Below are 13,935 nucleotides of genomic sequence, written 5' to 3' on the forward strand. Positions count from 1 at the left end.
GAGCTAAAGAGCTAAAGAGCTAAAGATTAGTGTTTGCAATTAATTTAAACTTACAAATAAAGAGTTATCTTTATGTTGAATGTCGCTCACATTATCACCAAGTCGGAAATAGGTGGTGCTCAGACTTGGGTTAAAGATCAAATGCAATTGTTTGATGGAGATTTTAATCATTATCTTATTACAAATAAACCTGGATGGTTAAGTAATAATATTAGGTGTAAAGATATTCTGTATGTTGAAGGTATCGAATCTAAATGTAATTTAGTAACATTATATAAGATCATTTCTTTTATAAAGAAAAATAATATTGATATATTAGTAGCCAGTTCTGCAAACGCAGGTTTTTACGCTCGTTTATGTAAACTGTTTACAAGTTGTCGTATTATTTATATTTCTCATGGATGGTCTTGCATCTATAATGGGGGCAAACTAAAAGGAATTTATATTTTAGTGGAGAGAGTATTATCTTTTTTGACCGATATTATAATATGTGTGTCAAAAAAAGATAAAAAGAACGCATTAGATATTATTAAGATAAGGCCGAATAAACTTACTTATATTCGAAATGGCGTGTTCTTGAGTTCAACAAACGCATCTTCAAAGATAATATGTCAGAATGAGAGTAAAGAGTTCAAAGTGCTCTTTCTAGGACGATTATCGGCACCCAAAAGATGCGATATTTTAATAAATGCAATAAATAATATCCCCAACATTAAACTGGATATTATCGGTGATGGTCCATTGCGTAGTGAGCTATCTTGTGCTAAAAATATAGAATTCTTGGGGGAAATTCCAAACTTTAATAATTTTAATAATTATAATCTGTTCGCATTGATTTCTGATAGTGAAGGTCTTCCTATGTCTGCATTGGAAGCAGCATCTAACGGGATACCTTTATTGCTCAGTAATGTAGGTGGTTGCCCTGAGTTGATTAAAGATAATGGATTATCTGTTGAAAATAATGTGCATGCTATATCAATAGCAATTAGAGAAATAATGTCAAATTATGAGATTTATAAAAAAGGCGCTTGTATTTTGTCTCCCTTTTTTAATATAGAGTTATCAAAATCTGACTATTTTGAAGTCTACACGAACCGTAAATTAAAAATCTAATGATTGAAAATTACTATGAAGTGGTAATATATAAAATTGAGGGTTACTCAATATTAATGCCATAACCATAAATGGTTATGGCATAAATGCAAGTTTTATTATTAGCATATCTATGAGGTGTCCATTGAGTTACCAACGCCGTCATTCACGCTGGTATGAGCGTACTTTATTTAGTTCTCCATCTTTGTTTTTATTTGGCGCCCTGTTTTCTGTGTGTTTACCTGCGCTAGAACGATGGGGGTGGGGTTATTGGGACGAACTTAATATAGTAAGGATCAACACTCTGGGGGGGGCTTTTTTGGCTTTCTTGCTGACAGTAATTGTTTTGCATCGGTTCTTGCGTTACCCTGGGGCTAGCCCTGTTGCTTATATGATACCAACGGTAACTACAATGTATGGTTTGCTTGTTGGTGTATTGTTTTTCTTGCGTCTTCCCTACAGTCGCCAAGTGTTGTTTGAGTCATACATGGTTGCGTTACTATGTTGTTGGATAGTCTACTTTATTGGTCGACGTTATCGGACACCAAAGTATGCTTTACTACCTTTTGGTGATTATCAATCGTTAGCTAGTCAAGGGGCTGTAGAATGGCGTCAATTAAATGAACCAGATCTTGGCGCTGTTCGTTTTGATGCTGTAGTTGCTGATTTGCGGGATAGTAAATTGACTGAGAAGTGGGAGCGCTTTCTGGCTCGTTGTGCTTTAGCACATATTCCAGTGTATCATATCAAGCAGGTAAGTGAAACTCTTACTGGGCGCGTTAAAATAGATCATCTTCATGAAAATCAACTTGGCTCTTTATTACCTTCCCCTATTTATGCATTTTTTAAAAGAATGTTGGATATTGTAACCGCATTGATTGCAATTCCAGTAGTCTCTCCTGTCATGCTTATAACAGCGGTTTTGATCAAGTTGGAAAGTCCTGGTGCTGTGATTTTTTCTCAAAACAGGGTTGGCAAAGGAAATTGTGACTTTAAAATATATAAATTTCGTAGTATGTGCCAAAATTCCGAGGATAATGGGGCTCAGTTTGCTCAAGCCGACGATATGCGTGTAACTCGCGTAGGTAAAGTGATCCGCAAGCTGCGTATCGATGAATTGCCGCAGTTCTTCAATATACTGAAAGGGGATATGAGTCTGATTGGGCCTAGACCAGAGCAACGGGTCTTTGTCGATCAATTTGAACGTGAGATCCCATTCTATATGTACCGCCATATTGTGCGCCCCGGGATCAGTGGCTGGGCACAGGTGGTACATGGCTATGCGGCTGATGCTGATGATACCCGCATTAAAATTGAACACGATTTTTATTACATCAAGCATTTTTCCCTGTGGCTTGATGTGTTGATTGTATTCAAGACCATTCGGACTATCTTGACTGGCTTTGGGGCAAGATAAGTGTGCTGTTTTTTGTTTGGTGCAGGACAACTGGCTCAGGCACTGTTAGGTATCGACCGCCAACCATGTGGATCGTTAATTCTGCTACCTAGAGCCAGCTACCCAACTTGCGATAGTCAGACATTTCAGACGCAAGAGCTGCAATATGGCCTACCCTCCGTGATCATCAATGCTGTTGCTTATAATGATGTTGAGCAGGCTGAGCGTGATCCCGTCGCGGCGATGGCTGTCAATTATCATGCAGTTATTGCTTTGGCCCGCTGGGCCAAAATGCATAATTCCCTGTTGGTTCATTTTTCGACCGATTATGTCTTTGATGGTAGTGGTGACGTGCCCTGGCGGGAGAGTGATCACCCTGGTCCGTTGAATGTATATGGCCAGAGCAAATGGCTTGGCGAGCAAGCGATAGTTGCTAGTGGTTGCCGTTATCTGATTATTCGCACAAGCTGGTTACATAGCCCTTGGCGCCATAATTTTCTCAAGACCATGTTGCATCTTGGGCAAAGTCACGATGAGTTAAGGGTGGTCTGCGACCAGATTGGGGCGCCCACCTCTGCGGCGATGCTGGCAGAGGTGGCACTCCACGCGGTCGAGCAGATCTTGGTGGAGCCCGCGTTGGCGGGACTTTATCATGTGGCTGCGAGTGGAAAAGTCAGCTGGTATGATTACGCCCGCTTTATTTTCAGCGAGGCCTATACGCTTGGCCTGATAGGCAATGAGCCTCAGGTTAAGCCGATTACCAGCCAAGATTATTCCGGTATAGCAAAGCGACCCCTTAATTCTCTTCTTGATACGCAGCTTTTTCAGCAGACGTTTGGTCTGGAATTGCCGGATTGGCAACAAGGGGCCAGGTTGACGCTGCAAGCACTGCTAAAAGAGCAACAATGATGGACACTTTGTGCGACAGGCCCTCTCGTAAAGGGGTCATCCTGGCGGGTGGCTCAGCCACGCGCCTCTATCCCGCCACGCTAGCCGTGAGCAAGCAATTACTGCCGGTCTACGATAAGCCGATGATCTATTACCCTTTGTCGGTACTGATGTTGGCTGGGATCCGCGAGATATTAATCATTAGCACTCCCGCCGATCTTCCTCGTTTTCGACAGTTATTGGGAAATGGTTGCCAATGGGGACTAACTTTCTGTTATGCCGAACAAGCCGCTTCGGCAGGAGTCGCCGAGTCGTTGTTGATTGCAGAGCCCTTTTTGGCTGGCACTCCGGTTTGTTTGATCTTGGGTGACAACCTGTTTTATGGTGCTGAGCTGCCTGCTCAACTACGTCAGGCTACAGCCGATCGCACTGGCGCGAGGGTGTTTGCTTATCGGGTCGATGATCCGAGCCGTTATGGGGTTTTGACGATAGATGAGCAAGGAGCTGCGATCGCTATCACCGAAAAACCAACCCTGCCAGCCAGCCATTATGCGGTGACCGGCCTCTATTTTTTTGATGAGCATGCAGTTGAGTTTGCCAAGCAATTAAGTCCGTCAGCCCGAGGGGAATTGGAGATCACTGATGTCAATCGTCGCTATCTGGAGCTGGATCAGTTGCAGGTCTCATTTCTAGGGCGTGGTTGTGCCTGGCTGGATACTGGAACCCCTGATAGCCTGCAAGAGGCGGGGCAGTTTATTCAAACTTTGGAAAAGCGCCAAGGCTTGAAGGTGGCCTGTCCTGAAGAGATTGCCTGGCGTCAGGGATGGATTAATGATGAGCAGCTGCGTGAGTTAGGCGTGTCATTAGCGAAAAGTAGTTATGGGCATTATCTACTCCGTTTACTTACTCCTCGCTTTGGCATGACTCATGTAAATAATTAACCAGTATAGTTCTTGTACGAAAAAATGGTGATGAGAATGATGCAATGAGGTTTCGTGCAACAAATTTAGCCGAAGTGATGATTTTGACGCCAGAAATATTTTCTGATCATCGTGGTAATTTTCGGGAGTGTTTTCGCCAAGAAGAATTTGAACAATATTCTGATCGTTATTTATTTGTACAGGATAACCTGAGTCATTCCATAGGGGGGACATTACGAGGCTTGCATTATCAACGTTCACGACCACAAGGAAAGTTGGTACAAGTTATAAACGGTAGCATCTTTGATGTCGCTGTTGATATACGCCCAGCATCTCCCACTTATGGTCATTGGGTTAGCCATATATTGAATGCAGAGTTGGGAGAACTAATGTGGATCCCTCCGGGGTTTGCTCATGGTTTCTATGTGATGAGTGAGAGCGCGGATGTCTTTTATAAGTGTACAGATTATTATCTGCCGGGTGATGAGGCATGTATTCGCTGGGATAGCCCCGCGCTTGCAATAAATTGGCCGTTATCTACTCAGATGCCATTGTATTTATCTGATAAAGATCGTCTAGCCCCCAATTTTGTAGGTGTCACTTAGTTATACCACCGTCGTTACACGTTTTAACCTTTACAATCAAGTGAGAAGAGATGAACGAAAAAACGTCTGTTATTCCGAACCAGTGGGTACAAGCTCCCGCATCAGATGAGATCGATCTGCGAGAGCTGATATTGGTATTATGGCGTAAAAAACTATTGATTCTATCGGTTACCCTATTGTTTGCTATTGCAGGTGTTGGCTACGCCATGACTGCACGTCAAGTATGGACTAGTCAGGCACTGATTAGTGAGCCATCGATCGAGCAGGTGAATAATTTTCAGTTGCGTATGGATCAACTGAAAAATAGTTTGCCTGTGAATTCCTCCGTAGATATGGATTTTTCTACCCTAAAGCGCCCGGCGCTCTATCAGAGCTTTGTTGCGGCGTTTAACAGTATGAATAACAAGCGTACTTTTTTAATTGAGCAGGGAATTTTTGCAGACGAACTAGAAAAGGCTGGAGTGACAGATCGTCGTGGTGAGCGAGCCTTGATGAACAAATTGGGGGAGGCTATTGTGGCCAAGCCATTTGATAAGACCGGTACTGATATTACCCTCAGCTTTTCGGCAGACACTGCTGAGCTGGCACAACAACGTTTGGTTAAATACATCGAGTTTGTTCAAAACAAACAGATTTTAGATAAAAATGCGGAACTCAGAAGTCTTTGGAAAAACCGTATTAAGGCACTGACGTCTCAGTATGAAATCATCAAAACTGATACCCTGAAAGCTCGTCAGGATGATATTCGCCGAACTCAGTATAGCTTGCGCATAAGCCAAGCTGCCGGAGTGGAAAAACCGCTAGAACGTATGAATAATGAAGACATATTCAACATCGATCTTGGTAGCAAAGGTTTGGCTGAAAAGTTGAAAATTCTGGAGGAAATAAAAAATCCTGAAGTATTGAATGAAGATTTGGGTAAAATCCGCCAGCAGCTCAATGGGTTGAAAGCGTTGCAATTAACGAATGCTTCTTTTGACTCTTTCATGATGCTCGACTCACCAGAAGAACCATATACTCGTGACAAGCCCAAGCGCCCACTTATTGTTGTGTTGGCAACCATGCTTGGTGGAATGTTAGGTGTTGCGATCGTTCTTGTGCGTCATGCCTTTCGTAGGCCAGAAGCGGCATAATGTTAGTGGTTGATTGAGTAGAGGGGGCAATGAGCTCCCTCTCTTTTTATCGGTGTCTTTTGCTTCTTCTATGTTGAGCTGGCCTAAGGAGTTGGGCTGTGAAGTTAACGAAAGTTACGACGGTTTTATGTGCACTGTATTGGCTGCTGGGTATGCATTTTTTTATGCACAATCCCGGTGGTGCTGGACTCTATCTGCCCTTTAATGCATGGGGATGGATTTTTGCCAGCCTGATGATTGGTATGGGGTTGTGGCAGGTGACTCTGCGTCAACGTATCACTTTTTCTCCATTGCAGGTTGCACTATGGTTTGGGGCCTTGCTGCTGCTGTTGCCCATGGCTTACCCTGGATTTGAGCTGAAAGATTATGCCATTCCCCGTTTACTGGGGTTATTTGCTGGCCTTCTGTTTCTATTTGGCCTTTACCAGTGGAGATTGACGCGCCCGCAGCGTGATAGCTTGCTTTATCTCATATTGGTTGCCATAGCGATAGAGGCCCTGTTTGGCCTTGTTCAGTTTTATCTGCTGACTCCCGGAAACTGGATTGGGTATGACACCAAGGTAAATCGTCCCTACGGTATTTTCCAGCAACCTAATGTGATGGCCAGTTTTATGGCAACGGGGATGGCTCTGGCGATCTGGTTGGAGTTACGAAGTGATGACTCACGAGTACTGATGGGTTTGCGTTATGGTGTCATATTCTCAACTGTATTACTGTTGGTGGTGTTGCAATCTCGAGTAGGCCAGTTGGGTGGATTTTTGGCGCTGCTTATGTTGCTGCCACAACTTAGGCAACAACGAAAAATTAGACTCATATTGGGCCTTGTGTTCTTGGGCATTATTTTAGGCCTTTTATCCCAGTATTTGATGGCAGGCGTAAAGCGTGGGTTGGAGATCTACCAGTCTGGCGGAATGCGCTCTATTTACTGGCCCTACGCATTGAAGCTGGTGAGTGAACAACTTTGGACAGGATGGGGCTACGGTAGCTTCGAGTCCGTTTTTCTCTATCATTATATGGCCGATAAAGCAGTGAATCCGGCCATGGTACAAATTGAGTTCAACCTGGACCATCCCCACAATGAATTCTTGTATTGGGCTGTGGAGGGAGGACTCGTTCCTATGCTCGGTATGCTGATAATGGGGGGCGCGTTGTTATGGCGTCTTTCGTGTGCACCGGGGAAAAATGCCATGGCCATGCTGGCTCTGGTGACTCCTGTTCTGCTTCATTCCCAGACGGAATACCCCTTTTACCATGCCATCGTATTGTGGTGGTTGCTATTAACGCTGATCTATTTAATTGATGCAGAAGTGGAAGAAGTGAATGTAGCAACCAGAAGCGAAACAACTTGGTGGGAGTGGGTTTATCGACCCTGGTTCTTGCTGCGTTTTGTGGCGATTACCATCCCTTTATTGGTTGTTCCCTTTATGCTAACAGCTCTGCATACCGCCTGGGTGGTGACCAAGTATGAAAGAGGGGGCTATAAGGAACCGACTCTCCTACTGGATATCGTCAATCCCATGGCGTGGTTGACTCGGGTTGAATTTGATGTCAATTCGGTGCGGTTGATGGTGGGTCTGCAAACCAATAACAAGGCTGAACTGGAGGCCTATCTGGAGTGGGGGCAGGCTTTTGTACAACATACGCCACGGGCCAATATTTACGCCAACATGGTTGTTGCCCTTAATGCCCTCGGGCGTACGGATGAAGCAAACACCATGCGTCGGGAAGCTCTGCAACTCTATCCTGATGATCCTCTGCTCACAAAATCAGCGGCCAAGTCGGTGATCACCGGCGTTGATCAGCCTGCTGAAAGTGATGCCAGGGCTAAATAAAGTAATTGTTGAGCTACCAAAGCCTGCTTCTGTCAAGAGCAGGCTTTTTTTGTTGTCGTGCTTGAGGGGCGGCTGTCATATTCTTCTGGTCGGGATGGCTGTGTCGGGTAATGATGCTTGATGCCTGCCATTAATCGCAAAGGTTACCCCAAAAGGAGTGGGTGAGTATTCAACGGATTGATTTTAATAGGTTATTGCCAGGGTTTCATTTGGTTGCTATATATTGAAGTTCTGCCTTGCAATAGCGGCATGCAAATCAGAGATGAGCAAAACACAAGTGTTTAATATGCTGGTGATGTTAAAAAGGAGCTGTGTTATCTAGGGCGAATGATTGCTTGGCATCTGTTGTTGCATTGCTTCAGCGCCCCTATGGCTATGCTGAATGGAGTATTAATGGAGTATGTAATAGTGTGCTTTGCGATGAATCCGATGGTCATTTCTGATTGACGCCGAGCTTTTTCTTTCTATGGTTTTGTTATCAATCGTGGTTGCTGTCGATAGACTATGGTAAAAATGGACTCTAATACAGAAAAACTGTATGTCGTTATGAATTGTCCATGCTATTCTGAAACTGTTATCCCTGTGATCGATTTTTTGTGAGGAAATAATGAACGAGTTTCTGAAAGTTCTGCTGAACATTCGCAGTCTGCGTGCCGCTATTCGTGAGCTGCCGTTTGAGCAGCTGCTGGAAGCTAAAGAGAAGTTTGATCTGGTTTATCAAGAGCGCGCCGATTCTGTTGAGCAGGAGCGTGCCGAGCAGGAAGAGCGCCAGCGCAAACTGAATGAATTCACCGAAATGCTGCAGCAAGCAGGTATTGATCCCCGTGAATTGCTGGCTACTGCGGCTGCTCCGGCTGCTACTGGCGCCACCAAGAGCAAGCGTGCTCCGCGTCCGGCCAAATACAAGTATGTAGAAGATGGCCAAGAAAAAACTTGGACTGGCCAGGGCCGTATGCCTAAAGCCATTGCAGCTGAAGTTGCACTGGGCAAAGATCTGAGCGAGTTTCTGATCTAATTCGTTGCGCCAAGCAATCTGATAATGCCGCCTTTGAGCGGCATTATTTTTGTGCGTTATTAATGTTAACCGATGTCTCTATTCGTTATTTGATTCTCTCTTGACTCCTTTGCATTCCTTTTCTTTTGGCTTTTCCTCCCCAGGATAAATATCTGTGTCGTGATTAATTTCATGATGCGTTCCGGTATCGGCGAACCATGTAGTTTTGCAGGAGACAAAAGAAGCTGTACATTCGTAGCCATCACCGCTTGCGTCTATTGCACGTTATCTCTGACTTTTTTGATGGGGTTTGGTAGAAGAAAAAAGGATGGGATGTTGAAGAACCGGCACACTCGCCAAGGATAATGAGTAATGTGCGGGGGAGTGGCAATAATAAGGCCCCGATCTGGCAACAACGCGGGGCCTTATGTTTATTGGGCGAGTGGGGCGTCTGTGCCCCCAATGGCCTGGTAAATTCTGGTCATCACGTTGAGTTGCTCTTTTTGTTGGGCGAGCAGGCTCTGTTCTGCCTCCCACAAGCGATTCTGCTCATCCAGCCAGGTCTGCACACCGGTGGCGCCCGCCTCGAAGCGCGCTCGGGCCAATCGTTCAGACTCGTTGGCATAACCCAGCTGTTCCTGGAGATAGGCGAGTCGTTGCTGGCCATGATGGCGGGCTGTCAGATTGTCTTCGACTTCGACCAGCGCCGTATAGAGCTGCTTGCGAAACTCGGTCTCGGCGATCTGGTAATCAAGCGCTGAGCTGTCGATGGCGAGCCGGGTGCGGTTGTACTCAAGGAATGGAAGAGCCAGGCTTGCCCCCAGCGTCCCGACCGGATTTTGCAGCACCTGAGCCAGCCTGTCCGACGCCGTGCTGGCGTTGCCGGTCAGGGTCAGCGACGGGTAGAAGCTGGCGCGAATCTCATCCCCCTTGGCGAGGGTTTTGCGCAGTCGCAGCTCCGCCGCCTTCACATCCGGGCGACGGGCCAGCAGATTGGCGGGAATGCCGACAGCCAGTTCGGGGATGGGCTGAAGTGCAAGGCGGGTAGGGGCATACGCCAAGGGGCCGCTGTTACGCCCCAGGAGCAGCCTCAGGGCGTTGCCGGCCTGCTCTTGCTGGGTTTTCAGCGACGCCAACTCGGCGTGCTTGCCAGCCACCTGTTGGCGAGTCTGGGCCAGATCGAGCCGGGTTATGGCGCCGGCGCGGTACTTGGCCTCGGTCAACCGTTCGGTGCGCACCAGGTTGGCCAGTTGCTGCTCGCCAAGGGTGATGGCCGAGCCGAGATAACCCAGCTGCCAATATTGCTCCAGCGTCTTGCCAATCAGTATCAGACGGGTGCTGGCCAGATCCTGTTCGCTGGCGGCTGCCTCCCAGCTTGCCTGATCCCGCACCGATGCCAGCTTGCCCCACAGGTCTACCTCATAACTGAGGCCGAGAGCGGGCCCGAGTGTGCTGCTGGAACTCCCCGTCTTCAGGTTCTTGTTAGCGCTGGCATCAAGGCTGCCAGTGACCGAGGGGGTGAGGTTGGTATCGGCCTGCTCTGCTCCAAGCTGTGCGTTTTTGAGCTTGAGTGCGGCGACGTGCATATCCGGATTGGCGGCCAGCACGGTCTCGACCAGGCGGTCGAGCTGAGGGTCATGGAATCCCTGCCACCAGGCCCCTGATTGCGCTACCTGTTGGGTGTCATACGCCTGTTGCCACTGGGGCGCGATAGCTAGCTCGGGTCTTTGATAGCTGCTGTGCTGGCTGCAGCCGCCGAGGGCCACGCACAGAGCCAACCAGGATAATTTGTACATTGTTATTCCCTCGCCAGTGCGACCACGGGGTCGAGCCGCGCCGCATTGCGCGCTGGCAGATAACCGAACAGGATCCCGATGAGTGACGAACAGCCGAAGGCCATCAGGATGGAGAAGAGCGAAAACTGCATCTGTATGGTGTCGACCAGCAGGGAGAAGACCACACCAATCCCGAGTGCGAGCGCGACACCGAAGATGCCCCCCAGCAAGCTGACCATCACGGCCTCGATCAGGAACTGCTGCAAGATGTCCGATTGACGTGCCCCCACGGCCATGCGAATGCCGATCTCGCGGGTGCGTTCCACCACGGAGACCAGCATGATGTTCATTACCCCCACGCCGCCGACGATCAGCGAGATCACGGCGATGGCCGAGACCATCAGGGTCATGGTGGCCGTGGTTTTCTCCACCGACTTGATGATGCTGTCGCTGCTGAAGGTGAAGAAATCCTTCACTCCGTGGCGCTTGGTGATCAGCTCGATCACCGCCTGTTCGGCCAGCGCCGGCTGGATGCCATCCTTGACCCGTATGGTGATCTGGCTGAAGTGGCGCTGGGAGATGAGGCGGCTCATCACGGCGCTATAGGGGAGCCAGACATTGACCGACTGGCTGCTGGGGCCAAAGCCGGTCTCCTGGGAGACGACCCCAATGATGCGTACCGGCAGGGTGCCGACCAGTACCACCTTGCCGATGGGATCATCCTTGCCGAGCAGGCTGGGAATGCTCTTCTGGTCGACCACGGCCACCGCCGAACGCTGTTGTATGTCTCGCCATTCCAGTAAGCGACCACTTACCAATGTCATGCCCTTGACCTTGAAGTAGTCGTTGCCGACCCCGGTTACGTTGCCGCTGCTGGTCTTGTTGCGATAGCGAAGTTGCCCCGAGCTGATGATCTCCGGGCTGGCACCTGCCAGATAGGGTTGTCCCAGCAAGGCATCGAGATCCCCCTGGTTGAGGGTCTGGATGCTGGCCATCTTTTCATCTCCCCATCCCTTGCCCGGGAAGATCTCTATGGTGTTGGTTCCCATCGCATTGATCTGCTCGATCACCTTGGTGCGGGCTCCCTGGCCGAGGGCCACCACGCTGACGACCGCCGCGATGCCGATGATGATGCCCAGCATGGTGAGAAAGGTGCGCATCCGGTGGGCCAGCATGGCATGCAGTGCCATCCGGCCCGCTTCCCGATAGCGATCCCAGTCAAGGCTGTCTCCCCCCTGACTGGTAACGGGGAGGGGGATGGCCGATGGGGAAGCCTGTTCGCGCTTGCCACTGTCCTGCTGAATGCGGCCATCCTTGAGGGTGATGATGCGATCCGCATGGTTGGCGACCCCCATGTCGTGGGTGACCAGAATGATGGTGTGGCCTAGGGCATGAAGCTCCTTGAGGATGGCCATCACCTCCTTGCCGCTTTGGCTGTCCAGCGCACCGGTCGGTTCATCGGCCAGGATCACCTCGCCGCCATTGGCCAGTGCCCGGGCGATACTGACTCGCTGTTGCTGGCCGCCGGAGAGCTGCCCCGGGGTATGGTGGCGACGCTCGCCAAGACCCAGTCGCTCCAGCAGCTGTTTTGCCCTGGCTTGACGAGCCTGACGTTCTGTGCCGGCATAGACGGCGGGGATCTCCACGTTGGCGGCGGCGTCCAGATGAGGCAGCAGGTGATAGCGCTGAAAGATAAAACCAAAGTGATGGCAGCGCAGGCGCGCCAGTGCCAGGGCATCCAGGGTGGCCGTGTCCTGGCCACGAAACAGGTACTGGCCGCTGCTGGGCCGATCGAGACAGCCAAGCAGATTCATCAGGGTCGACTTGCCGGAGCCGGAGGCCCCGACGATGGCGATCATCTCGCCAGCCTGAATGGTCAAGTCGAGGGGATGGAGCACGGTAACTTCCTGCTCGCCGCTCTGGTAACGGCGCTCGACCCCTTTTAGCTGGATCAGGGGCGGCTGGTTCAGCGGCTCACTCATAACATCATGCCTTCTTCTTTGTCCGCTATGGGCGCGCCGTGGTTGAGCTGCACTTCGTCCTGCTCCGTCAGCCCGCTCACCACCTCGATGCGGATCTCGTCCTTCATCCCGGTCTTGATACGGCGAGTCTCACCGGGAGCGCCGTCCCTGACCAGGGTTACCTCATATTCGTCGTTAGCCACCTGCTTGCCGAGCGCGGTCTGCGGCAGAGTGAGCACCTGCTTGCGCTCGCCGAGCACTATGGTCACCTGGGTGGTCATGGCCACGCGCAGAGCATGATCCGGATTGGGCACATCAAACAGGGCGTAGTAGTAGACGGCAGCATTGCTGGTGGTACTGGTGGTGGTGACCTGTTCGTTGATGTTGGTGGGGGCCAGCTCCACGGCTCGCAGGGTGCCCTGATAGCGGGTGTCCGGATCGCCTATCAGGGTGAAATAGACCGGCATGCCCGCTTTCACCTTGGTAACGTCGGCTTCCGAGATCTGGGCCTTGACCGTCATGGTGTCGAGATTGGCCAGTTTCAGCAGGGTTGGCACCGTCTGGCTGGCGGCCAGGGTCTGACCCTGACGGGTGACTATGCTGATGACGGTGCCATCCATGGGGGCCAGGATCTTTGTGTAACCCAGCTCGGTCTGGGCCCGTTCCACCTTGATACGGGCACTGTCGATATTCGCCTGGCTGTTTTGCAACTCGGCGCGCGTGACGGCGAGTTGGGCTTCGGCACTCTCCAGATCGGCACGAGAGCTGGCCTCCTGTCTGAACATCTCTACCTGACGGCGCCAGGCCAGCTCGTACTGTTTGAGCTGGGCTTGCTTGATCTTGAGTTGGGCGAGGTTGCTGGCGAGCTCGGCTTCGGCCGTTTTCAGATTGTTCTGGGCGATAAGAGGGTCAATCTCGGCCAGCAGATCTCCCTTGTTGACCTGAGCGCCATCCTCGACGGCCAGGCGGGTCACCTGACCGGAAACCTGTGCCCCCACATCCACCTGCTCGATGGCCTGCAACACGCCGCTAGCCAGCACGGTTTGGCTAATATCTTCCCGGGTGACTTTGGCGGTGAGCATCTCGGTGGCCGATTGGCTTGGCCAAGCCAGCCAGCCGATGAGGGCCGCGGCGAACAGGGTAGAGAGCGCCAGGGCTGTGCGCTTGGGACTTGGGGTCATGGATCACCTGACTGAAAACGGAATAAGAGAAGTGCCGCGAGTATCCTGCAGCAAAGCCTTGCCAATGAACAGTCAGAAATATGTAAGCAAAATTATGCGCTTATCTGTCAGTAAGCGAAGTAATTGGGAAGGGGAAGCTGATAGACGGGGATTGAAAG

The 13,935-nt window shown here is 50.0% G+C and carries 11 protein-coding genes; 8 read left to right on the forward strand and 3 right to left on the reverse strand.

What is annotated here, in order from left to right; genetic code table 11:
- The first annotated feature begins 72 nt into the window (after positions 1 to 72).
- The 8 genes from LA321_RS12720 (at position 73) to LA321_RS12755 (ending at position 8,881) form a co-directional block, all read left to right on the forward strand.
- Complete coding sequence (locus LA321_RS12720) at positions 73 to 1,113, forward strand: glycosyltransferase (protein ID WP_082043429.1); 1,041 nt, start codon at positions 73 to 75, stop codon at positions 1,111 to 1,113.
- Between the two features lie 124 nt (positions 1,114 to 1,237).
- Positions 1,238 to 2,509, forward strand: a complete 1,272-nt coding sequence (locus LA321_RS12725) for a sugar transferase (protein WP_224212212.1) — start codon at positions 1,238 to 1,240, stop codon at positions 2,507 to 2,509.
- Entirely contained in the window at positions 2,510 to 3,397 is an 888-nt protein-coding gene (gene rfbD / locus LA321_RS12730; protein ID WP_082043427.1) for a dTDP-4-dehydrorhamnose reductase, read from the forward strand. It abuts the gene before it with no gap.
- Positions 3,394 to 4,317 carry a glucose-1-phosphate thymidylyltransferase RfbA gene (gene rfbA, locus LA321_RS12735; RefSeq protein WP_082043426.1) on the forward strand — a complete coding sequence of 308 codons (924 nt, stop codon included), beginning with the start codon at positions 3,394 to 3,396 and terminating at the stop codon, positions 4,315 to 4,317. The genes rfbD and rfbA overlap by 4 nt, the downstream gene beginning before the upstream one ends.
- 44 nt (positions 4,318 to 4,361) lie before the next feature.
- Positions 4,362 to 4,901, forward strand: a complete 540-nt coding sequence (rfbC, locus tag LA321_RS12740) for a dTDP-4-dehydrorhamnose 3,5-epimerase (protein ID WP_082043425.1) — start codon at positions 4,362 to 4,364, stop codon at positions 4,899 to 4,901.
- Positions 4,902 to 4,951: 50 nt separating this feature from the next.
- Positions 4,952 to 6,034 (forward strand): LPS O-antigen chain length determinant protein WzzB, encoded by a 1,083-nt coding sequence (locus tag LA321_RS12745; RefSeq protein WP_042072108.1) that lies wholly within the window; start codon positions 4,952 to 4,954, stop codon positions 6,032 to 6,034.
- Positions 6,035 to 6,186: 152 nt separating this feature from the next.
- A complete protein-coding gene (locus LA321_RS12750; RefSeq protein WP_042072399.1) occupies positions 6,187 to 7,866 on the forward strand; it encodes a PglL family O-oligosaccharyltransferase in 1,680 nt (559 codons plus the stop codon).
- A gap of 607 nt (positions 7,867 to 8,473) precedes the next feature.
- The gene (locus LA321_RS12755; RefSeq protein WP_042028392.1) at positions 8,474 to 8,881 is read left to right on the forward strand and encodes an H-NS family histone-like protein; all 408 of its coding nucleotides are present in this window, start codon (positions 8,474 to 8,476) and stop codon (positions 8,879 to 8,881) included.
- Positions 8,882 to 9,291: 410 nt separating this feature from the next.
- Here LA321_RS12755 and LA321_RS12760 read toward each other — a convergent pair whose 3' ends face one another.
- The 3 genes from LA321_RS12760 to LA321_RS12770 are packed head-to-tail and all read right to left on the reverse strand — an operon-like array spanning position 9,292 to position 13,777.
- Positions 9,292 to 10,656 (reverse strand): efflux transporter outer membrane subunit, encoded by a 1,365-nt coding sequence (locus tag LA321_RS12760; protein ID WP_042072106.1) that lies wholly within the window; start codon positions 10,654 to 10,656, stop codon positions 9,292 to 9,294.
- Between the two features lie 2 nt (positions 10,657 to 10,658).
- Positions 10,659 to 12,617, reverse strand: a complete 1,959-nt coding sequence (locus tag LA321_RS12765) for a MacB family efflux pump subunit (protein WP_042072099.1) — start codon at positions 12,615 to 12,617, stop codon at positions 10,659 to 10,661.
- The gene (locus LA321_RS12770) at positions 12,614 to 13,777 is read right to left on the reverse strand and encodes an efflux RND transporter periplasmic adaptor subunit (RefSeq protein WP_042072098.1); all 1,164 of its coding nucleotides are present in this window, start codon (positions 13,775 to 13,777) and stop codon (positions 12,614 to 12,616) included. Before LA321_RS12770 ends, LA321_RS12765 begins: the two co-directional genes overlap by 4 nt.
- Positions 13,778 to 13,935: the final 158 nt, after the last annotated feature.

The sequence above is a fragment of the Aeromonas enteropelogenes genome (assembly GCF_020097295.1).
Taxonomy (GTDB): domain Bacteria; phylum Pseudomonadota; class Gammaproteobacteria; order Enterobacterales; family Aeromonadaceae; genus Aeromonas; species Aeromonas enteropelogenes.

Excerpts from the sequence above, each read along its gene's own strand:
- LA321_RS12720 (WP_082043429.1), top strand. The coding sequence starts at position 73 with ATGTTGAATGTCGCTCACATTATCACCAAGTCGGAAATAGGTGGTGCT.
- rfbA (WP_082043426.1), top strand. The coding sequence starts at position 3,394 with ATGATGGACACTTTGTGCGACAGGCCCTCTCGTAAAGGGGTCATCCTG.
- rfbC (WP_082043425.1), top strand. The coding sequence starts at position 4,362 with ATGAGGTTTCGTGCAACAAATTTAGCCGAAGTGATGATTTTGACGCCA.
- LA321_RS12745 (WP_042072108.1), top strand. The coding sequence starts at position 4,952 with ATGAACGAAAAAACGTCTGTTATTCCGAACCAGTGGGTACAAGCTCCC.
- LA321_RS12750 (WP_042072399.1), top strand. The coding sequence starts at position 6,187 with ATGCATTTTTTTATGCACAATCCCGGTGGTGCTGGACTCTATCTGCCC.
- LA321_RS12755 (WP_042028392.1), top strand. The coding sequence starts at position 8,474 with ATGAACGAGTTTCTGAAAGTTCTGCTGAACATTCGCAGTCTGCGTGCC.
- LA321_RS12760 (WP_042072106.1), bottom strand. The coding sequence starts at position 10,656 with ATGTACAAATTATCCTGGTTGGCTCTGTGCGTGGCCCTCGGCGGCTGC.
- LA321_RS12765 (WP_042072099.1), bottom strand. The coding sequence starts at position 12,617 with ATGAGTGAGCCGCTGAACCAGCCGCCCCTGATCCAGCTAAAAGGGGTC.
- LA321_RS12770 (WP_042072098.1), bottom strand. The coding sequence starts at position 13,777 with ATGACCCCAAGTCCCAAGCGCACAGCCCTGGCGCTCTCTACCCTGTTC.